This window comes from Sphingorhabdus sp., assembly GCF_046292425.1.
In the GTDB taxonomy this organism is placed as follows: Bacteria; Pseudomonadota; Alphaproteobacteria; order Sphingomonadales; family Sphingomonadaceae; genus Sphingorhabdus_B.
This window is the reverse complement of the sequence record NZ_JBKBQV010000021.1, coordinates 21,641-40,059: the sequence shown is the minus strand read 5'-3', so window position 1 is coordinate 40,059 and position 18,419 is coordinate 21,641. Positions and strand designations below refer to the sequence as shown.

The 18,419-nt window shown below is 54.8% G+C and carries 22 protein-coding genes; 11 read left to right on the top strand and 11 right to left on the bottom strand.

Annotated features, from left to right (window positions below; translation table 11 throughout):
* The 4 genes from ACK4S7_RS06410 to ACK4S7_RS06395 all read right to left on the bottom strand — a co-directional run.
* A partial coding sequence (locus ACK4S7_RS06410; protein WP_409645216.1) for an RsmG family class I SAM-dependent methyltransferase occupies positions 1–315 on the bottom strand: 315 nt, incomplete at its 3' end.
* The gene (gene mnmG / locus ACK4S7_RS06405) at positions 312–2,186 is read right to left on the bottom strand and encodes a tRNA uridine-5-carboxymethylaminomethyl(34) synthesis enzyme MnmG (RefSeq protein WP_409645214.1); all 1,875 of its coding nucleotides are present in this window, start codon (positions 2,184–2,186) and stop codon (positions 312–314) included. The genes mnmG and ACK4S7_RS06410, both read right to left, overlap by 4 nt.
* 66 nt (positions 2,187–2,252) lie before the next feature.
* Positions 2,253–3,545, bottom strand: coding sequence for a tRNA uridine-5-carboxymethylaminomethyl(34) synthesis GTPase MnmE (gene mnmE, locus ACK4S7_RS06400; protein ID WP_409645212.1), 1,293 nt, complete (start codon positions 3,543–3,545; stop codon positions 2,253–2,255).
* A gap of 6 nt (positions 3,546–3,551) precedes the next feature.
* The gene (locus tag ACK4S7_RS06395) at positions 3,552–3,812 is read right to left on the bottom strand and encodes a DUF6489 family protein (RefSeq protein ID WP_409645211.1); all 261 of its coding nucleotides are present in this window, start codon (positions 3,810–3,812) and stop codon (positions 3,552–3,554) included.
* A gap of 89 nt (positions 3,813–3,901) precedes the next feature.
* Between ACK4S7_RS06395 and ACK4S7_RS06390 the strand changes: the two genes are divergently transcribed.
* Complete coding sequence (locus tag ACK4S7_RS06390; RefSeq protein ID WP_409645210.1) at positions 3,902–4,612, top strand: dienelactone hydrolase family protein; 711 nt, start codon at positions 3,902–3,904, stop codon at positions 4,610–4,612.
* Positions 4,613–4,657: 45 nt separating this feature from the next.
* Here the strand turns inward: ACK4S7_RS06390 and ACK4S7_RS06385 are convergent, their stop codons facing one another.
* The 5 genes from ACK4S7_RS06385 to hemE form a co-directional block, all read right to left on the bottom strand.
* The gene (locus ACK4S7_RS06385; protein ID WP_409645222.1) at positions 4,658–5,320 is read right to left on the bottom strand and encodes a TerC family protein; all 663 of its coding nucleotides are present in this window, start codon (positions 5,318–5,320) and stop codon (positions 4,658–4,660) included.
* 59 nt (positions 5,321–5,379) lie between these two features.
* Positions 5,380–5,670 (bottom strand): antibiotic biosynthesis monooxygenase family protein, encoded by a 291-nt coding sequence (locus ACK4S7_RS06380; RefSeq protein WP_409645209.1) that lies wholly within the window; start codon positions 5,668–5,670, stop codon positions 5,380–5,382.
* A gap of 9 nt (positions 5,671–5,679) precedes the next feature.
* Complete coding sequence (rho, locus tag ACK4S7_RS06375; RefSeq protein WP_183942086.1) at positions 5,680–6,936, bottom strand: transcription termination factor Rho; 1,257 nt, start codon at positions 6,934–6,936, stop codon at positions 5,680–5,682.
* A 379-nt stretch (positions 6,937–7,315) separates the two neighbouring features.
* Positions 7,316–7,759, bottom strand: a complete 444-nt coding sequence (locus ACK4S7_RS06370; protein ID WP_409645208.1) for a CopD family protein — start codon at positions 7,757–7,759, stop codon at positions 7,316–7,318.
* Between the two features lie 18 nt (positions 7,760–7,777).
* Positions 7,778–8,809 carry a uroporphyrinogen decarboxylase gene (gene hemE / locus ACK4S7_RS06365; RefSeq protein ID WP_409645206.1) on the bottom strand — a complete coding sequence of 344 codons (1,032 nt, stop codon included), beginning with the start codon at positions 8,807–8,809 and terminating at the stop codon, positions 7,778–7,780.
* Positions 8,810–9,111: 302 nt separating this feature from the next.
* Between hemE and ACK4S7_RS06360 the strand changes: the two genes are divergently transcribed.
* The 10 genes from ACK4S7_RS06360 (at position 9,112) to ACK4S7_RS06315 (ending at position 15,614) form a co-directional block, all read left to right on the top strand.
* Entirely contained in the window at positions 9,112–9,945 is an 834-nt protein-coding gene (locus ACK4S7_RS06360; RefSeq protein ID WP_409645205.1) for a pyruvate, water dikinase regulatory protein, read from the top strand.
* The gene (locus tag ACK4S7_RS06355) at positions 9,942–10,538 is read left to right on the top strand and encodes a Maf family protein (protein WP_409645204.1); all 597 of its coding nucleotides are present in this window, start codon (positions 9,942–9,944) and stop codon (positions 10,536–10,538) included. The genes ACK4S7_RS06360 and ACK4S7_RS06355 overlap by 4 nt, the downstream gene beginning before the upstream one ends.
* Positions 10,535–11,344, top strand: coding sequence for a shikimate dehydrogenase (gene aroE / locus ACK4S7_RS06350; RefSeq protein ID WP_409645203.1), 810 nt, complete (start codon positions 10,535–10,537; stop codon positions 11,342–11,344). Before ACK4S7_RS06355 ends, aroE begins: the two co-directional genes overlap by 4 nt.
* The gene (coaE, locus tag ACK4S7_RS06345; RefSeq protein ID WP_409645202.1) at positions 11,341–11,940 is read left to right on the top strand and encodes a dephospho-CoA kinase; all 600 of its coding nucleotides are present in this window, start codon (positions 11,341–11,343) and stop codon (positions 11,938–11,940) included. The genes aroE and coaE overlap by 4 nt, the downstream gene beginning before the upstream one ends.
* 31 nt (positions 11,941–11,971) lie before the next feature.
* The gene (gene dnaQ / locus ACK4S7_RS06340; protein ID WP_409645201.1) at positions 11,972–12,679 is read left to right on the top strand and encodes a DNA polymerase III subunit epsilon; all 708 of its coding nucleotides are present in this window, start codon (positions 11,972–11,974) and stop codon (positions 12,677–12,679) included.
* Between the two features lie 16 nt (positions 12,680–12,695).
* On the top strand, positions 12,696–13,271 hold the full coding sequence (hpf, locus tag ACK4S7_RS06335; protein ID WP_409645200.1) for a ribosome hibernation-promoting factor, HPF/YfiA family: 576 nt from the start codon (positions 12,696–12,698) through the stop codon (positions 13,269–13,271).
* 80 nt (positions 13,272–13,351) lie between these two features.
* Positions 13,352–13,819: a PTS sugar transporter subunit IIA gene (locus ACK4S7_RS06330; protein WP_409645199.1), complete on the top strand. Its 468-nt coding sequence runs from the start codon at positions 13,352–13,354 to the stop codon at positions 13,817–13,819.
* Positions 13,816–14,157: a DUF1491 family protein gene (locus ACK4S7_RS06325; RefSeq protein ID WP_409645198.1), complete on the top strand. Its 342-nt coding sequence runs from the start codon at positions 13,816–13,818 to the stop codon at positions 14,155–14,157. Before ACK4S7_RS06330 ends, ACK4S7_RS06325 begins: the two co-directional genes overlap by 4 nt.
* A gap of 167 nt (positions 14,158–14,324) precedes the next feature.
* Entirely contained in the window at positions 14,325–15,050 is a 726-nt protein-coding gene (locus tag ACK4S7_RS06320; protein ID WP_409645197.1) for a cell wall hydrolase, read from the top strand.
* A 78-nt stretch (positions 15,051–15,128) separates the two neighbouring features.
* A complete protein-coding gene (locus tag ACK4S7_RS06315) occupies positions 15,129–15,614 on the top strand; it encodes an MmcB family DNA repair protein (RefSeq protein WP_409645196.1) in 486 nt (161 codons plus the stop codon).
* A gap of 6 nt (positions 15,615–15,620) precedes the next feature.
* Here ACK4S7_RS06315 and ACK4S7_RS06310 read toward each other — a convergent pair whose 3' ends face one another.
* Positions 15,621–17,558: a DUF3604 domain-containing protein gene (locus ACK4S7_RS06310; RefSeq protein WP_409645194.1), complete on the bottom strand. Its 1,938-nt coding sequence runs from the start codon at positions 17,556–17,558 to the stop codon at positions 15,621–15,623.
* A 66-nt stretch (positions 17,559–17,624) separates the two neighbouring features.
* A complete protein-coding gene (locus ACK4S7_RS06305; protein ID WP_409645192.1) occupies positions 17,625–18,416 on the bottom strand; it encodes a sterol desaturase family protein in 792 nt (263 codons plus the stop codon).
* Between the last annotated feature and the right edge of the window lie 3 nt (positions 18,417–18,419).

Sequence of the window (18,419 nt, the reverse complement as noted above, 5' to 3'; positions counted from 1 at the left end):
AATCCGTCGTGCGCGAGATTCGGCAAGCGTGACATGAAAGTTCGTCAACAACGCAACAATAAGGCCAGGAAAACCCGCACCCGATCCAAGATCCAACCATTTAACGCTGGGTCTGGATAAATCGACATATTGCAAAAGCTGGGCACTGTCGACGATGTGTCGGGCCCAAACTTGTTCTAGCGACGAGGCAGAAACCAGGTTCTGGCTCTGGGCTTCCCGGTTCAGAAAAGCCACGAACGTTTTCAACGCCAGCATTGTTTCACGTGAAACACCCGCATTCCGCTCCAGCCACGCGATTGCATCCGCCTCGTTCACGCCGCCTCCACTGCCGATGCTCGTGAGCGCTTGGCATGAACCAGGATTGCAGCAAGCGCTGCTGGCGTAATGCCCCTAATACGCGATGCCGCTGCCAGACTTTCAGGCTTGGCGGTCTCCAACCTCTCGACCATCTCGTTCGACAGGCCGGAGATCGCACGATAATCAGTCAAAGTAGAAAGCTGAATAAGCTCATTTGCGCTGACCTCTCCAATTTCCGCGTCTTGCCGTGCAAGATATGGCGCGTAGCGACCATCCTGTTCGACCTCCAAAAGAAGGTCCTTTGCCCAGCTAGCGGCAACATCCTTTCCCAAAAGTGGCCCAATAGACACTTGCGGAAAGCGCAGCCATTGGAACGCGGACATTCTACCTGCGTCTTGCTTTACCGCAATCCCCTGCTTGATCAGGGCGTCCGCGCTTACTTGACTGTTAAGCCGCTTGAGCAAATTGTCGCGTTGGATTGATCGCTGCTGAAAAGCCGCTGCGCGCTGTGACCCCACTGCTCCCACCGCGATAGCGAGCGGAGTTAACCGTGAAGGCGCGTTGTCTGACCGAAGCCTGAGGCGGTATTCCGCCCGTGCAGTAAGCATTCGGTAAGGCTCGGTAACGCCCTGCAAGGTCAAATCGTCGATCATGACGGCGATGTAGCTATTTGCGCGATCAATCTTAGGCATATCCTGACCCAGGTGGCGTGAAGCTGCACCCATGCCCGCCACAAGCCCTTGGGCGGCTGCCTCTTCATACCCCGTAGTGCCGTTGATTTGACCCGCACAATACAGGCCTTCAAACCCACGTACGGCCAGGTTGGAATTGAGGCAGCGTGGATCGATATAGTCATATTCTACTGCGTAACCCGGAACCTCTATAACGCACTTTTCGAGACCGGTCATCGTACGCACCATCGCCTGCTGGATATCCGTGGGGAGTGACGTCGATATTCCGTTGGGATATATCAAATGACTATCAAGCCCTTCGGGCTCCAAAAATACCTGATGCCCTTCACGGTCCCCAAATCTAAAGATTTTGTCTTCGATGGACGGACAATATCGTGGACCCCTACCCTCAATGTCACCACCGAAAAGAGGCGAACGATGCAAGCCCGAACGTATGATATCGTGAGTCTCTGCATTGGTGCGCGACATCGCGCAAAATAGTTGCGGCACGATCCGGCGTGTTCTCATCGATGACATTGTCCAGTCGTCATTGTCAGAGGGCTGGATCTCCAAACGGGACCAGTCAATCGTGCGCCCGTCCAACCGCGGCGGCGTGCCGGTCTTCAGTCGCGCAATCGGTAGGCCAGCACCGCGCAACTGCTGCGACAGCAACATCGCAGAGGCTTCACCAACGCGGCCGCCTTCAAGCCGCTCTTCGCCCCGGAACAACTTGCCACCCAGAAACGTACCGGTTGCAAGCACTACCGCTGCCGACGTAACGATGGAGCCATCACCAAGCACCAAGCCGGCGATTCGTGTGGGTTCGTTCGGTCGAAAGTGGAGCGCTCCCGCCTCAGCCTCGATAATATGAACGTTGGACAGTTCTGCAAGCTGTCGCTGAATTGACGCCTTGAACAGCTTCCGGTCAGCCTGAATCCGGGGACCTTGGACTGCTGCACCCTTTGAAGCATTGAGCATGCGGTAATGAACCGCTGCGTCGTCGGCTGCACGCCCAATTAATCCGTCAAACGCGTCAACTTCACGCACCAGATGGCCTTTGCCGAGCCCGCCGATCGCCGGGTTGCAAGACATTGCGCCAATCATGCCCTTGTCAAAACTGACCAACGCAATGCGCAAACCCATGCGTGCTGCTACCGCCGCAGCCTCTGTGCCTGCATGGCCGCCGCCCACGACAATGATATCAAAATCGGTCTTCATCGTTCGCGCATAGACGAACAATTGGTCGTGGTCAAAAAAGACCAGCAAAGTGTTTCACGTGAAACACTATTTGCCGACGCAAAATTTTCCGAAGATGTTATCAAGCAGTTCCTCGGTATGCGCACGGCCAGTCAGATCATCGAGTGCCCGGCGCGAGAGCCGTAGATTTTCTGCGATAATCAACCAGTCATCAGACTCCCGGCACGCGGCAAGTGCAGCAGCCGTCGCGGTCAAAAATAATCTCTGTCGTGCATTTACTGCGAATTCGTCGGGTGGTGGCAACAGGGTTTTCGCCTTCTCGGCAACCAGATGACGCAGTTCGGCCACTCCGTCGCCTGTTATGCCCGAAACGGCAATTTCCGCCCCGGGTTTAGGATCGACATCCACGTCACTCTTCGTTGCAACTTCAATCAGGTTCGGATGATCCGGTCCCGCGCCCGTGGGGCCTAACCACAATACAATATCTGCCTGCCGCATTGCTGCGTGACTTCGATCAATACCAATACGTTCGATCACGTCCGCGCTGTCATCACGAAGGCCCGCAGTATCTGTAAACAGCAAGGCAATCCCCTCAACTCCGACAGGCACTTCAATCATATCGCGCGTTGTTCCAGCGATGTCAGACACGATCGCGGCGTCACGATCGACCAAAGCGTTTAAGAGAGTTGACTTGCCGCTATTTGGCGGACCGCCCAAGACGACGCGAAGCCCGTCCTTCAACTTCTCAGCCGGCGGACTGCTAATGATGCGCTCGATACGGTGCAGCAAGCTCTGGCAGCTGCTTTTAATGGCCTTGTCATTCTGCGTTTCGACGTCGCCTTCATCAGAGAAATCGAGCTCGGCTTCGGTGAGTGCTGAAAGGTGCAAAACCTCTTGCCGGAAAGTTTCAATCGCCGTGCTAAATGCGCCGCCGAACATCAAACTGGCAGAGCGGCGTTGCCATTCGGTCTCGGCTGACAAAAGGTCAGCCAGCCCTTCGGCTTCATTCAAGTCCATGCGGCCATTTGCGAAGGCGCGCCGCGTGAATTCTCCCGCTTCCGCCTGCCTTACGCCTTCAAATGCATTAATGACAATTTCTACCGCCCGTACCACTGCGCGGCCGCCGTGTAGGTGAAGCTCGGCCAAATCTTCGCCCGTCGCACTGTCAGGCCCGGGAAAAACCAGCACAAGCGCTTGGTCCAATAACTCTTTGTTTTCTGGCGACCGCAGAACGCATAAAGACGCACGCCGCGCAGCAGGTACGCGTCCTGCCAGTCCGCGAACGACGTCAAATGCTGCGGCACCACTCACCCGAACGATAGCAATGGCAGCAGGCGGCGCGCCGCTGGACAGCGCGAAAATGGTGTCAGCGGTTGGCATGAACGCCTATTTTTTATCTTTATTGTTCATGCCTGACATGGCTGCCTTGGCCCCTGTCTCGATAAGTTGTTGAAATAATTGCAAACCCATTTGACCCATTGGCGCGATCTGCTTTCCAAGTTCCTGCAACTGGTCAATCCCGCCAGCACCGTTCAGAAGGTTCGTAACCTTTTCGACATAGGCCTCATTGGCTTTTGTCACATCAGGTAAGCCCAGCAATGCCCGGGCCTCTTCGGGCGAACAATCGATTTCAATGTTCATCTTCATGGGCCGCGCCCTCCTATTTGCCAATGGACTCACTATAAAGACTTAGTCGAATCACGCAATTGCGGAGAATGTCCGCCAAGGAGCAGAATATGGGTGAGATGGTGAAGATTGACGCGCTGGGTGAAGACGCCGTATTTCCAGCATATTTGGCAGCGCCTGCGGCTGATGCACATGCAGCCATAATCGTGATACCGGAAATATTTGGTGTAAATGCAGGCATAAGGCAGAAATGTGATCTGCTGGCAGCGGCGGGATATTTGGCGGTGGCGCCAGACATCTTCTGGCGCTTTGCACCTGGCGTTGAGTTGAACCCCGACGTTGAGACCGAGCTTCAGGAAGCATTTGGCTATTTCGGACAATATGATGCCGATGACGGTGTGCGTGATATTGAGGCTGTGATTCACGCCATCCGCAAGGGCCTGTCTGGCCACGTCCCAGTCGAGAAGGTGGGGTGCGTGGGCTACTGCCTAGGCGGAAGGCTCGCCTATATGGCTGCGACGCGGACCGATATCAGCGCGTCCGTCGGCTATTATGGCGTGATGATCGACCAGATGCTGAATGAAAGCCATGCCATCGCCAATCCGCTTATGCTGCATATACCTACAGCCGACCATTTTGTCGGACCCGAGGCACAGGCGGCGATTCATGCTGGGCTTGGCAGTCACCCAAAGGTGACATTGCATGATTATGAAGGTCTCGACCATGGCTTTGCCGCCGAAATGGGCAACCGGCGAGATAATGAAGGGGCACAATTGGCCGACTCACGGACGGCCGCATTTTTCACCGAACATCTGGGTTGATACTAAATGGGCCGGATCGCTGTCCGGCCCATAAGCTTTTAAAAATCAGCCCAAAAGTGTTCCGAGGCCTACTGCAGGGTCCACCCAGCCTTCGTAGATCATCTTGCCGGCTACATAGACGATTACCGCCAACCCGAAATAGGCGATCCAGCGATAGCGTTCGATATATTTTGCGATGATGTTCGCTGCCACACCCATCAGCAGCACCGCGAAGATCAAACCAACAATCATGATCCCCGGGTGATCGCGCGAAGCCCCCGCGACCGCGAGGACATTGTCGAGGCTCATGCTGACATCAGCAATTGCAACTGCCCAAGCCGCACCTGCAAAACTTTTGGCCGGACGCAGACCCGACGATTCATCACCTTCGATTTCCGGAGAACCCGCCGACTGCCCGGTATGACGCAGTTCGCGCCACATTTTCCAAGCAACCCATATCAGTAGCAAACCGCCAATGAAGATGAGGCCGATGACCTGGAGTAACTGGCTAACGACAAGTGCAAAGGCGATACGGAGCACCAGCGCCGCCAGTACACCGATGATGATAACCTTGCGCCGTTGATCGGCGGGAAGCCCGGCAGCTAATGCGCCAACAACGATGGCATTGTCACCTGCCAACACCAGATCGATGAGCAATACTTGAGCAAAAGCCGCCATTGCAGATGGCTCAGTGATGTTAGAAAAATCGGTGACAATGGCCTGCCACATTTCGCTCGGTCCACCGAGCGACGGTGCTGCCGCCGCTATGGTTGCAAACAAGTATTCAATCACAAAGGATCTCCAAAATAGCCAACCTCGGGCAAAGGGTCATAAAAATCGTGTAGCAAGCCGCGCCATTGTTCATATCGACTGGATGTACGAAAACCATCACGGTGATCAGCAACCGAATTCCAACGGACCAACAACAAATAGGTTCCTGCACCTTCAACGGATGGGCGAACCTCGATGTCAATGAAACCTGGTGATGCTGCAATCAGCGGCCTTGCCTCAGCCATTGCAGCCTCAAAATGGGATTTCTTGCCATCGCTAACACGCAGCAGGGCATGTTTGATTATCACAAGCGCAGCTTACTGGTTCATGGAGTCGAAAAAGTCTTCGTTGGTCTTCGAATCCTTCATCTTGTCGAGCAGAAACTCCATCGCGTCGATGGTGCCCATTTGCATGAGGATACGACGAAGCACCCACATTTTCTTGAGCTTGCCTTCCTCTACCAATAGTTCTTCCTTACGTGTACCGGATTTTCCAACATCAAGCGCGGGGAAGATACGCTTATCAGCGACCTTGCGATCCAGCACGATTTCGGAGTTGCCTGTACCCTTGAACTCTTCAAAAATAACTTCGTCCATGCGGCTGCCGGTATCGATCAGGGCCGTTGCGATGATCGACAACGAGCCCCCCTCTTCAATGTTCCGGGCCGCGCCGAAGAAGCGCTTTGGACGTTGCAATGCGTTGGCATCGACACCGCCGGTAAGCACCTTGCCCGATGAAGGAACTACGGTGTTGTAGGCACGGCCAAGGCGCGTGATCGAATCGAGCAGGATGACAACATCATGCTTGTGCTCGACGAGACGCTTTGCTTTTTCTATAACCATTTCAGCAACTTGAACATGGCGTGTTGCTGGTTCGTCAAAGGTAGAAGAGACAACCTCACCCTTTACCGAACGCTGCATGTCCGTCACTTCCTCCGGACGTTCGTCGATCAAAAGAACGATCAGGAACACCTCTGGATGATTTTCGGTAATGGCGCGGGCAATGTTCTGCAGCAGGACAGTCTTACCAGTCCGCGGCGGTGCAACGATCAGGGCGCGCTGGCCCTTGCCTTGCGGACTGACGATGTCGATCACGCGTGCTGACTTGTCCTTGACGGTCGGATCAAGCGAATCCAGGGTCAGCTTTGAATCGGGATAAAGCGGTGTCAGATTGTCGAAATTGACGCGATGGCGGACTGCATCGGGATCATCGAAGTTGATCTTCATCACCTTGGTCAGGGCAAAATAACGCTCTCCATCCTTTGGAGCGCGTATTTCGCCTTCAACGGTGTCACCTGTGCGTAAACCGAATTGGCGGACCATGTTAGGCGAAACGTAGATATCGTCAGGACCAGCCAGATAATTAGCTTCAGGCGAACGCAAGAAACCGAAACTGTCAGGCAAAACCTCAATCGTGCCAAGACCCATGATCTGCTCGCCATCTTCGGCAAGTTCTTTCAGGATCGCGAACATAAGGTCCTGTTTGCGCAAGGTCGACGCACCCTCGACACCAAGCTCTTCGGCCATTGATACGAGGTCAGCCGGGTTTTTGCTCTTCAGCTCTTTTAAATGCATAGATAATTCCGTTGGAAGGACCACTGGCCCCGATTAAAGATGGACGATATGCCCGATGTGAAGGCCGGTTTTAGAAAGACAACCGGCTGAATATTGAAAGTTGGTGGCGCGGTTATTGCTATTGTCGCGCCTCATGCCCAGGACGGGCTTGGACAAGCAAATACGCTGCGATCGGCGTGCCGTCAACTGTTCTCAATCAAATGCAGCCAATCAGTGAGTGCCAAAATATCTGAAAAGTCACACTAAGGTCTCACTTAAACCGCTGTGTGCCCCGGCTTTGCACCGGCCATCTAAACCGGGACGCGCTTTGGCATGAGATACGTTATATTTCATCGTCCCGCATATGCCAGAACCAACAAAGTGTAGGAAAGTTATTTATTTAAAAAGGTTTAGCGACAACCAATATCACGATGATTGCGGACGCAATGCCTGGCACTTCGTTGAACAGGCGCAATTGTTTGCCAGTCAGCCGCCGTTCGCCCCGCGACAGTTTCCTGGCATAGCCAACGGCCCAGCCATGATAAGCCGACAATCCAAGCACAAAAAGTAGTTTTGCGTGAAACCAGCCATCGGCCATGGCACCAATATGCCAGGCCAGCAGAAGGCCCAACAGCCAGACCACGATGATGGAGGGGTTAAGAATGATCTTAATAAGTTTCGATTCCCGATCCACCCATTTGGCGGCCTCTTCCGAGCCCTCAGCGCTTTCCTGATGATAGACAAAGAAGCGCGGGATCATGAACAATCCCGCCATCCAGAAAATAACGAAAATGATGTGGGCGGATTTCAGCCAGATATATAACACAGATAGAATTTCCGTCATGAAAACGGCCTTTATGGGTTAACCCTTGCGGACCAGATTGATTAGCATCTCAACATTTTCGATTGGCGTATCCGGCAGGATCCCATGCCCCAGATTGAAGACATGTGGACGATCTTCGAAGGCATTCAGGATATTGTTCACTGCGTCCTTCAACACATCTCCACCCGCGATTAGCGCCAATGGATCCAGATTCCCTTGCACAGGCAGTCCTTTTGGCAATTCGCGGTTTGCCCAATGCGGGTCAACGGTCTCGTCAAGGCCAAGCGCGTCGACACCCGTTCCTTCCGCATAAGCCGCAAGCTTGCCGCCTGCGCCTTTGGGAAAGCCGATAATAACGGCCTCCGGATTGCGCGCCTTCAACCTGCGCACGATTTCAGCGTTCGGAGCAATGACCCATTTTTTGAATTGCGCTGGCGATAAAGACCCGGCCCAGCTGTCGAAAAGCTGCACGGCGTCAACGCCGGCGTCAATCTGGTCGCCAAGATAATTCACTGTAGCCGAAATGATCGCTTCGATGAGTGCGCCAAAACGCTCAGGCTCCGCATGGGCCATCCTGCGCGCCTCTGCCTGGTCTTTGCTACCCTGACCATGCACCATGTATGTAGCGACCGTCCACGGGCTTCCAGCGAAGCCAAGAAAAGTGGTTTCGGGCGGCAGTCCTGCAGATACCTTGCGGACAGTGTCGATGACGGGTGCAAGCCTTTCGGGGGCCGGCACAAAATCTTCCAGACGCGATTCCGCCAGACGCGGAGCAAGCCGGGGACCCTCGCCCGTTTCAAACCACAAATCCTGACCCATGGCATGCGGGATAACGAGAATATCGGAAAACAGTATCGCACCGTCAAAGCCGAACCGCCGGATCGGTTGCAGGGTGATTTCACAAGCAGCGTCGCTGTCATACGCCAGCGCCAGAAACCCACCCTTTTCCGCCCGTAGCGCGCGATATTCGGGGAGATAACGGCCCGCTTGACGCATCAACCACATGGGCGGGACAGCTTCTTGATTGCCCCGAAGGACGTTAAGCAATTTTTTCGGGCTTTGCGCTGACATAAAGGAACAGGTTCCAATCAAAATATATATTTATATTAAGGATGATGAAAGATGATGTGCTGTTGATAGGTCAAGCCTTAAAAGCTTTTGCGGATATTGCCAACAACTTGACGCAGTTGGACAAGCGGTTGGAGCAGGAGTCGTAAAATTCATCCCCATTATCCACAGCCTGTGCATATTGGCTTGCCCCTGTGGGTAAGCTGTGGTCGAATCGAGCGCCAAAATCAGGACAATGGGGAAGATATCATCGCACAAAACTTGTCCCTTGATTTATCCCCAGCCTGCCAACAAGACTGTCCTGCATGAGCCAGCGCTTTCATCTGCATTTATTATCGGACTCCACTGGGGAAACTCTGGAAAATATTGCCAAGGCGGCTCTGGCGCAATTTGACGGCGCGGAGAATGTGGTCAAGCATTTCTGGCCAATGGTGCGTTCCGAAAGCCATCTGGACCGAATATTGACAGATGTCGCAGCTAACCCCGGCCTGGTGCTGTTTACCTTGGTCAATCGCGATACCCGTCGAAAGCTGGAAAACAGGTGTCGGGCTTTGGGCTTGCCCGCAGTTGCGGCGCTCGATGCGGTGAGTGACGCGATGTCCAACATGCTCGGGCAAGAGGCAAAGGCGCGTCCGGGCCGCCAACATGTGATGGACGCGGCCTATTTTGAGCGTGTCGAAGCGATTCAATTCACCATTGCGCATGACGATGGTATCAATGCGCAGAATTGGGAAGAGGCTGACATCGTGCTTGCCGGTGTATCGCGCACATCCAAGACCCCAACCAGCATCTATCTGGCCAATCGCGGGTATAAGACTGCCAACATTCCCATCGTGCCAGAATCGCCCCCGCCACCGATATTGTTTCAGCTAAAACATCCCATGGTCATTGGCCTTGTCACCAGCGCCGAAAGGTTGATTCAGGTGCGGCGGAACCGCTTGCTGTCGTTGAACCAGTCGCCTGACACCGATTATGTCAACGAGGACAAGGTGCGCGCCGAAGTGGCGCATGCACGGCGGATGTTTGCTGATAATGGCTGGCCGGTTCTGGATGTCACGCGGCGATCAATCGAGGAAAGCGCCGCGGCAATCATCAACCTGTTCAACGAACGTGAAGTAGCGCAGGCGGCTGGCAGGTGACGCTTGTACTCGCCTCACAAAGTGCCGGGCGAATAGCCATGCTGCAGGCTGCCGGGGTATCGGTCGAGGCGTGCCCTGCGCAGGTTGATGAGGACAGTATCAAAGCGTCGCTAGCAGAAGCTGGCGCAAAGCCACGGGACATTGCGGACGCATTGGCCGAAGCAAAGGCACGCAAGGTGTCGCGCAAAATGCCAACTGCGCTGGTTTTGGGATGCGACCAGATTTGCGTCGGTGCCGACGGGCATATTTTCGACAAGCCCGAAACACCAGATGACGCGCGTGCACATTTGGCGCGGCTATCTGGCTCCGCCCACCGGCTGATCAGCGCGGCGGTCATCTGCGAACAGGGCGCGCCGGTCTGGCGTGTGGTCGACATGGCACAGATGACAATGCGCCCCTTGAGCGAGCGATTCATTCACGATTATGTTGAGGCCTATTGGGAGCCGATTCGCCATAGTGTCGGCTGTTACCGAATTGAGGCAGAAGGCGCGCAATTGTTTACCAGCGTCAGTGGCAGCCAGTTCACCATAATCGGGATGCCATTGCTTCCTGTACTTGATTATTTGCGGTTAAGGGGCCTTTTACCGACATGACACATTATGCCGAAGTGATCGGGCATCCGATATCGCATTCCAAATCGCCGTTGATTCACAATTTCTGGCTAAAGCAACTGGGGTTGGTCGGTGACTACCGTGCGCATGATGTGCTTCCTGAAGACCTGGAGCGCTATTTTACGCAGCGCGCAGCGGACGCCGATTGGCGCGGCTGCAATATCACCATTCCGCACAAGATAGCCGCGCTCGATTTCGTCAGCGACCCCGGCGAGGTGCGTAACTCCATCGGCGCGATCAATACCGTGTTTCGCAATGAATCCGGCGCGCTTGTTGCAACCAATACCGACGCTGGCGGCTTTTATGGTCCGATCGCGGATATACCGATCGCCGGCGAAACGGCTGTTGTCATTGGTGCAGGCGGTGCGGCGCGGGCGGTGCTTTTTGCTTTGGCTCAAGCGGATATCGAGGAAGTGGTGCTGGTGGCGCGCAACGGGTTAAAGGCCGCCGGATTGCTGGCGCATTTTGGGCTAAAGGGCAAAGTGATTGGCTTTGACGCCCGATTGCCGGAGGCAGCGTTGCTGGTGAATGCAAGCCCATTGGGCATGACAGGGCAGGAACCTCTGGACATTGACCTGTCGCCTTTGCCCGAACATGCTATCGTCTATGACCTTGTCTACGCGCCGATTGAGACGCCATTGCTCAAGGCGGCGCGGGCCCGTGATCTGGAAGCAGTCGACGGCCTTGAAATGCTTGTAGGGCAAGCGGCTATCGCCTTTGAATTGTTCTTTGGCGTTGCCCCGCCCGACGATGCCGAGGATGAATTGCGGGCGCTGTTGCTCGCATGAAAAAGCCCCTGATCATTGGCCTTACGGGCTCAATCGGCATGGGTAAATCGGCAGTAGCGGCGATGTTCGCCGATGAAGGCGTGCCGGTATTCGATGCCGACGCAGCGGTTCATGATCTGCAAAAAGCAGGCGGCGCTTTGTTGCCCGCCATTGAATCGGCCTTTCCCGGAACGACTGGACCCGACGGTGTTGACCGCAAGGCGCTGGGGGCAGCAGTCTTTGGGGACCGTGACCGGCTGGCGCGGCTGGAATCGATCATTCACCCCGCCGTTGCCGAACGCCGCCAGGCTTTTCTGCAATCACATCAAGATGCTGACATGCTGCTGTTTGACATTCCCCTGCTTTTTGAGAAAGGCGGGCCGACCGGCGTGGATGTGGTGGTTGTTGTCTCCGCCCCCGCCCCTACCCAACGCGAACGCGTGCTCGCGCGGCCCAATATGACGGCGGACAAGTTCGAACAGATATTGGCACTTCAGATAAATGATGCCGACAAACGCGCACGGGCCGACCATGTGATCGATACCGGCAAAGATTTGGCGGCAACCCGCGATGATGTACGTGCATTTGTCAAAAAGCTGCGCGCGGGTCTTGCATAAGCCCTTAAAGAGGCTCACATCTGATCACAGAATGCGTGAAATAATCTTTGATACCGAAACGACTGGCTTTGATCCTGCAACCGGGGATCGGATGGTCGAAATTGGCTGCATCGAAATGGTCGGCCGGGTGATGACGGGCAAATATTATCATGCATATTTCAACCCGCAGCGGCCAATGCCCCCGGCCGCAGAACAGGTGCATGGCCTTTCCGACCGTTTTCTGTCCGATAAGCCCGCATTTGGTGAAAAGGCGGATGAACTTCTGGCGTTTTTGGGCGACAGCCCGCTCGTTGCGCATAATGCGAGCTTCGACTTCGGTTTTCTCAACCATGAACTGAACCATTGCGGGCGGGCGCCGGTATCCATGGACCGGATGGTGGACACCGTGGCACTTGCTCGGGTCAAGAACCCCGGTGCGAAGCTGTCTCTGGATGCATTATGCACGCGTTATGGCATCGACCGAAGCCACCGCGTAAAACACGGCGCGCTGCTGGATGCTGAACTGCTTGCGCAGCTATACATTGAACTGACCGGCGGTCGTCAAATTGGACTTGGCCTCGCGGACAATGATATTTCTGATAAAGCGATGGCCCAAATGGACGTTAGCAGCGTTCAGATAACGAGGATCTTTCGGCCTGCGCGCCCCCATTCTGCTTCGGCGGAAGAACTGGCGCGGCATGCAGAATTTATCGCCAAGATTAAGGACGCGCTTTGGCTCCAGTCGGGGTCAGCGCTTTAACAAAAGGAGACAGGCATTGGACATCAGGGTTTCAGGACATCAGGTCGACACTGGTGAAGCACTCCAGACCCATGTGGAAACGCGGCTTGGATCCATATCCGAGAAATATTTCGCAAAAGCCCTGTCATCTCACGCAACATTTGGCCGCGCGCCGCATGACGGTTTTACCAGCGACATCGTCATGCATGTGATGCAGGGCCTGGTATTGAAAGGCCGCGGCGAAGCGCAGGATGCCCATATCGCCTTTGACCGCGCGGCAGAACGGATCGAGAAACAATTGCGCCGTTACATGCGGCGGTTGCAAGACCGACATGTACAGACAGCATATGCGTTGGCTCAGGAAGAAGCAGCTTACACGGTGTTTGATGCCGGCGACGGTAATGAAGAAACGCCGCTGCCGGATGCCCCTGTAATTGTCGCGGAAATGAGCGTTGATATTCCTGAATCAACTGTTTCCGATGCGGTCATGTTGATGGATTTACGCAATACACCGGCCCTGTTATTCAAAAACACTGGAACTGGACGCCATAATATGGTTTACCGCCGCGAAGATGGCACGATCGGGTGGGTTGAACCAAAATCTGCACCTTAGAACTCGGCTGAAATCTTATGATCTTCTAAACCAATTCAAGGGATTGTGCTGGCGGTAAACCCGGCGCTTTTGAACAAAATATGATTCGACTTTCTACCAGGCTCGTTGAAGGAGCTGTCGCTGCCGATCTTTTATGCTCGAGCAAATCCGACTTGCTAGCGCGTTTATCGGCTATTGCGGCTGAGAATTATTTTGTTGATCCACACGCCGTGCTTGACGGCATGGTTGAGCGGGAGCGGCTTGGTCCGACGGGATTTGGCGGCGGAACGGCCATCCCGCATTGCAAGGTATCGGGTATTGATATGCCAGTGGCCGTTTTTGCACGGCTCGCAAAGCCAGTGCCTTACGACGCCGTAGACGACGAACCAGTGGACTTGGTGTGTGCGCTGATTTCCCCTGCGCAAGACGGAGCATCGCATTTGCGTGCCTTGGCCGAGGTTTCGCGCCTGTTCCGCGATGAAAAATTCCGCGCCCAGTTGCGCGGGGCAGCAGATTCGTCGGCAATGTATGCCGTGTTGACCCTATCCGAAGAGCGCGACGCGGCTTGATCGAGCCAAGGCTTGCCAGCGGCGTCTTCATTTCCGCCATCAAGCGCCTGATCGAAGCTGAAGGCGACTTTGCAACCGTCCTGAAAAAGGGCGATGCGATTTCCGGCGCCATCCTGCTAATTGGTCAGGTTCGGGGTGCTGACCCGGTCATATACGAACGTTACCCGTCATTGGACGGGACATCCGGTTGGCAACACGTGGATCTTTCAGACCGAAACGATGTTATTGTGCAGAATTATTGGAAAAAACGTGGCGTCCAGGATCCCGATTTATGGGTTTTGGAACTGGATGTCGCATCCGCTGCACGGTTGGACGGACTTTTAGCTGCGTTGAATTGACTTTGCTGCGGCGCATCATAAATGCGCGATGAACGAAGAGCGAAGGTTGTCGCACGGGACACATATGGGGTGACCGGACAAACACGCGAGTCGGATGCAACAAAAGACGAACAATAACAATTAGATACCGTGTCGTCTGATGGTGCCGCCGCTTTAATGTATGATTAATGTTGAAATTTTTCCGGGCTGCCTCTGTGGTGGCCGTATCCTGTACCCTGGTTGCTACAGTTATTGCTGCTGACGCCGGGTTTGCTTTTGGTAATGACCAAAACACATCATTAGATTCCAATACCATCGTTATTGACGCTGCACAGATCACCGCCGAACAGGCGCAGCTGGATCTGGCAAAAAGCGGCAAGGTAAAGGCGACCCTCGCCGAAAATGGCGACATTATTTACGTTCCGGGCAATGGCGGCATGCCAAAGATGGACCCCCGCTCTCCTGACGTTAACAGCAACAGCGACGATGATATGATTTCGGCATCGTCCTTGGCTGAACTTGTTCGCGTGCAAGATGTAGACGATAGCTTAAGCCATGAAGAGCGTTGCCTGGCCGGCGCAGTATATTTCGAATCCAAGGGTGAATCCCTTACAGGCCAGTTGGCTGTGGCGCGTGTCGTTTTGGCCCGTGCGAACTCCGGCCGCTTTCCGAAAACATTGTGCGGCGTTGTATTCCAGAAAAGCCAGTTCTCCTTTGTGCGTGGTGCAGATATGCCGCCCATCCCAACGGGTAGCAAGAACTGGCGCCATGCTGTCGCGATTAGCAAGATCGCACTTAACAACAGCTGGAAAAGCCCGGTAGAAGGTGCATTGTTCTTCCATGCCCGTCATGTATCACCCGGATGGCGCCTGACGCGGATTGGCAGCGTCGACAATCATATCTTTTATCGCTGATCAAAGGGGACAGTGCAGACAATAAGGGCCCCGATATGGGGCCTTTATTATGTTCTACTTTCGTTCTAAGCGCAGCATATGGATTCCGATTCGATATATTCAGTCACTGGCGCGACGGCGGTCGCGCGTGGAGTGTCCCGCCTGTTCCTGCGCAACCAGATCATGGTGCAGCCCGAGGTGGGTTTGCGCAACAATCGCCGGGCCGATTTAATGGGCATCACCAACAAGGGTGAGATCATCATCGTCGAAATCAAATGTTCGCGGGCGGACCTTATGGGTGACCAGAAATGGCCGGAATATCTTGACTATTGTGACCGCTTTTTCTGGGCGGTGCCGGCGGGGTTCGACATTGGACCATTTCATGGCGCAGCTTTCATGCCCGAACGGGCTGGCCTCATAATTGCGGACGCTTATGACGCAGAAATTGCCCGTCCGGCAGCGTTGATACCTTTGGCCGCAGCGCGGCGAAAAACCGAAACGCAGCGGCTGGCGCGGCTGGCCATGCGCCGGTTGATGGGGATTGCAGACCCCGACCCGATCCTTGCGGAAATTGAGGCCGAATAGGACCGCTTATCCCTTTTTTGGATTATACCAGATTGGCGACGAATATGCCCGTTCCTGTGCCTTAAGCTCCGTGCCCGGCAACAACTTTGCGCCATAGCGCAAGGCATCAAATAATACCCAGCGCGGTGTCGGAATTTCGATGACACGAACATAATAAAATGCGCGGATGTTGCGGTCGAATTCAGGATCGGTCCACACCACACGCAATTCCGGATCACCAATGCTGTTACTGTAGGAGGCTTTGGCAATGTCCACGGTATCCCCCACCGCGGGCACTTTGCCATTGCTGCCCTTCGGTCGCTTGTCTGCATCACCCCAAGCGACGTCAAAGACTTTTTCCTGCAGTGCGCCTGACGCGTTCACCCATCCTTTGACAATTTGAACTCGGTCGAGATTGGCACCCATTGGGTCCTTCAATGCAGATATCATGAATCTGGGCGCGCCATTGCCGGGCTTAAGGTCTGCACCCATTGGAACACCCCTGGCATAGCCCGATTTGACCCAATCGCCGGAAAAATCTGTGTCGGCAAAGTCCCAACCACCGAAGAAACGCAACGTCATGCGCGGGCCAGTTGTGGCATACACTTCCCGACGCATCATCGCGTCGAAAATTGCGGCCCGAGTGTTGGCTGTGGCCCAAACCGCAGCATATCCACCTGCCAGATAATGCCAGCCAAAACGTCCGCCAGCACTGCCGAGATTTTGCGCCTGCATGGCACGATTTGCATTGGGTTCCCCGCCCGAATGCTTGCCGAAGAAGTTGTTTTCGTCGGCCGTGGCAAGCGAGGTGTGACTGTCCGTTGATCCGATGACGCCGAATTTATAAGGGTTTACACCTGTTCGCGCCTCAATGGCCAAGCCGCGCTTCAGGGCCTCGCGAATATATTCGCCCGCATAATCCTGCGTTTTTTTCTTGGCCTGCATCGTAAGATTGCCAAGGTCCCAGCCAGCGGTTCCGAACCCTGAAAATTCGTCATTGGGCGACAGGAACGGGTGTGCTTCACTGTCACCCTTGATCTGGGTGATTTCGGCCACTGGTTCGCGCGCGGCGCGGCGGCGTGCATATTCCGCTGTCATGGGGCCGCCGTCGGGGCCGACCAGTTCAAACATCATACCATTGGAAAGATTGCTATTGTGCGGGATGGCCAGAACCCTGCCGCCCGTGACCTTTTCATAATTTTCCATATAGTCCCACAACTGGCTGACGGGCGTGTCGCCCTGGCCGGGGTCGTATGGAAGCACCTTGTCGGTGCGGCTTTTGCCGTCGCGGAACATGACGACCCGGTGCAGATTGTTGCCGCCGCCGGGCATCAGCGTATATTCAAAACCCATAAATGCGGTAAACTTGCCGGGCTCGTTATAGCGTTCGACAAGTGAACTATGGCCCGTCCAGATATTGGTCGACGTCTTGCGCTGTCTTTCCGGGTCGGTCAGTGCAGCGGGAAGGTCGTTGCGGCCGACGCGGTCGATGAGCTCAGCGGTTACGCGCTGCATGCCGTCTGGCCCTTTATGCATTTCGTCATGCCAGCGTTTCAGCGTCGGGTCGCGGATCAGAAACCCGGGCGCATCATATAAAGCCTTGGTCGCGCCAAGACCGCCAGAGTGGTCGGCAATGACGAGAAAGTCGAGCGGGCGTTCCAGCTTCGCCTTCATCCCGCCAGTAGATATGACTTCTTCACCGCGCGCAAAGCGCAGCGCTTCTTCTGGCCCCAGTTTGACACCAAAGCCGAAGGCATCAATGGAATTGGCGGTGTGCACATGGGTATCGCCCCAAAGTAGCTTATTGGCAGGTCCTGAAGTTACTTCACTATCCGACGATGCCTGCGCCGTGCGCGAATCGTCCATGATGCTTTTTTCGCGATATTGCTGCCACCCGTAAGCAAGCCCTGCCCCAACAGCGAGAACCGCGACTGTGCCCAATATTATCCTGCGTATTCTCGCCATGTCTAACTCCCCCCGGAGTCAAAATGCGACGGAAAATCAAGCGGGTCAAGATGGCCCTGAATTCCGCTACGTCAACGGCTGGTTCATGCTCCACAGGAAGCTGGAAGGGCTGTCATCATGTATTCCCGATAGTCCTATGTCCTGCCCGTCGGTACCCCTGATTGATACGGCGCGATATGTTCCGAACAAACGGTCCCAAATCGTCAGGGCAAAGCCAAGATTGTGCTTTTGTTCGTCCATCAGCGTACTGTGGTGGACCAGATGCATATCCGGGGTCACCAGAAACCACCGCAATACGCTGTCCAGTTTCCGGGGCAGACGGAGATTGCTGTGGTTGAACAGGGCATTTGCATTCAACCACAGTTCAAATGCGAGCGCCACAACAAGCGGCACGCCCAGCAACGCGACGATAGCAGATTTATAGAATGTCGAGACAATCAGCTCGAAAGGATGGAACCGCAAAGCTGTCGTAACGTCCAGGTCACGGTCGCTGTGGTGGACAGCATGCATGCGCCACAATAACGGCGAGCGGTGCATGGCCAGATGCTGAAACCAGACAGCGAAATCAAGGACGATGAAGGCAATCACAGCCTCAAGCCAAAGGGGCAGGGCGATTACGTTCAGTGCGCCAAACCGGTTCGTTTCTGCCCATGTTGCGGCAACGCCGATGACAACGAAAAACGACAGCAGCCGCCCTAAAACGGCATTGCTGACGAAGAACAATGCATGAGTCCTCCACCGTCGCTTCCGGCCAAGCACCAGCTTGCGACGCGGCCATAGAACTTCTGCTGTCGCCAACAAAGCAAGCAACAAGGCGGGGATAGCTATCGCATATAGGCCAAGCCCCGCCTCGATCATGCC

What these genes read in the sequence shown, in the direction of transcription:
- mnmG (WP_409645214.1), bottom strand. Translation starts at nt 2,186, where the DNA reads ATGAAGACCGATTTTGATATCATTGTCGTGGGCGGCGGCCATGCAGGC.
- mnmE (WP_409645212.1), bottom strand. Translation starts at nt 3,545, where the DNA reads ATGCCAACCGCTGACACCATTTTCGCGCTGTCCAGCGGCGCGCCGCCT.
- ACK4S7_RS06395 (WP_409645211.1), bottom strand. Translation starts at nt 3,812, where the DNA reads ATGAAGATGAACATTGAAATCGATTGTTCGCCCGAAGAGGCCCGGGCA.
- ACK4S7_RS06390 (WP_409645210.1), top strand. Translation starts at nt 3,902, where the DNA reads ATGGGTGAGATGGTGAAGATTGACGCGCTGGGTGAAGACGCCGTATTT.
- ACK4S7_RS06385 (WP_409645222.1), bottom strand. Translation starts at nt 5,320, where the DNA reads ATGTGGCAGGCCATTGTCACCGATTTTTCTAACATCACTGAGCCATCT.
- rho (WP_183942086.1), bottom strand. Translation starts at nt 6,936, where the DNA reads ATGCATTTAAAAGAGCTGAAGAGCAAAAACCCGGCTGACCTCGTATCA.
- ACK4S7_RS06370 (WP_409645208.1), bottom strand. Translation starts at nt 7,759, where the DNA reads ATGACGGAAATTCTATCTGTGTTATATATCTGGCTGAAATCCGCCCAC.
- hemE (WP_409645206.1), bottom strand. Translation starts at nt 8,809, where the DNA reads ATGTCAGCGCAAAGCCCGAAAAAATTGCTTAACGTCCTTCGGGGCAAT.
- ACK4S7_RS06360 (WP_409645205.1), top strand. Translation starts at nt 9,112, where the DNA reads ATGAGCCAGCGCTTTCATCTGCATTTATTATCGGACTCCACTGGGGAA.
- aroE (WP_409645203.1), top strand. Translation starts at nt 10,535, where the DNA reads ATGACACATTATGCCGAAGTGATCGGGCATCCGATATCGCATTCCAAA.
- coaE (WP_409645202.1), top strand. Translation starts at nt 11,341, where the DNA reads ATGAAAAAGCCCCTGATCATTGGCCTTACGGGCTCAATCGGCATGGGT.
- dnaQ (WP_409645201.1), top strand. Translation starts at nt 11,972, where the DNA reads ATGCGTGAAATAATCTTTGATACCGAAACGACTGGCTTTGATCCTGCA.
- ACK4S7_RS06330 (WP_409645199.1), top strand. Translation starts at nt 13,352, where the DNA reads ATGATTCGACTTTCTACCAGGCTCGTTGAAGGAGCTGTCGCTGCCGAT.
- ACK4S7_RS06320 (WP_409645197.1), top strand. Translation starts at nt 14,325, where the DNA reads ATGTTGAAATTTTTCCGGGCTGCCTCTGTGGTGGCCGTATCCTGTACC.
- ACK4S7_RS06315 (WP_409645196.1), top strand. Translation starts at nt 15,129, where the DNA reads ATGGATTCCGATTCGATATATTCAGTCACTGGCGCGACGGCGGTCGCG.
- ACK4S7_RS06310 (WP_409645194.1), bottom strand. Translation starts at nt 17,558, where the DNA reads ATGGCGAGAATACGCAGGATAATATTGGGCACAGTCGCGGTTCTCGCT.
- ACK4S7_RS06305 (WP_409645192.1), bottom strand. Translation starts at nt 18,416, where the DNA reads ATGATCGAGGCGGGGCTTGGCCTATATGCGATAGCTATCCCCGCCTTG.